We start from the raw sequence: 502 nt of genomic DNA, 5'->3' as shown, positions 1-502 counted from the left end.
GTATTATCAAGGTATAACTTCAAAACAGAAAAACAATGGCACAAGAAGACGATTTGAGAGCATTGGGAAAAATAATGGATTTTCTCCGTGCCGTGAGTATAATACTCGCAATTATGAATGTATATTGGTATTGCTATGAGGCAATGCGCATGTGGGGAGTGACAATCGGGGTTGTTGACAGAATCCTAATCAACTTCAACCGTACAGGCGGTTTATTCCATTCCATTCTCTACACCAAGCTGTTTTCGCTTCTTCTCCTGGCGCTCTCATGTCTGGGAACCAAGGGCGTGAAAGCAGAAAAGATGAGTTGGAACAGGATTTTTACGGTTCTTGCCGTTGGCTCCTGTCTGTTCTTCCTCAACTGGTGGATATTATTGTTGCCTATATCTTATTTGGGCAATGCCACGCTGTACATCTTTACAATGACAGCAGGTTATATCTGCCTATTGATGGGTGGACTGTGGATGAGCCGACTCTTGAAGCACAACCTCATGGAGGATGT

General features: G+C 43.4%; 1 protein-coding gene. It reads left to right on the top strand.

The genetic code is table 11. The annotated features are described in order from the left end of the window. Window positions 1-35 precede the first annotated feature (35 nt). Window positions 36-502, top strand: a 467-nt coding sequence (locus BN4609_RS10340; protein WP_206196553.1) for a YWFCY domain-containing protein, incomplete at its 3' end; no start/stop codon positions are given.

It is taken from the genome of Leyella lascolaii, assembly GCF_900079775.1.
Taxonomy (GTDB): Bacteria; Bacteroidota; Bacteroidia; order Bacteroidales; family Bacteroidaceae; genus Prevotella; species Prevotella lascolaii.
This window is presented reverse-complemented; position numbering and strand designations above follow the sequence as displayed.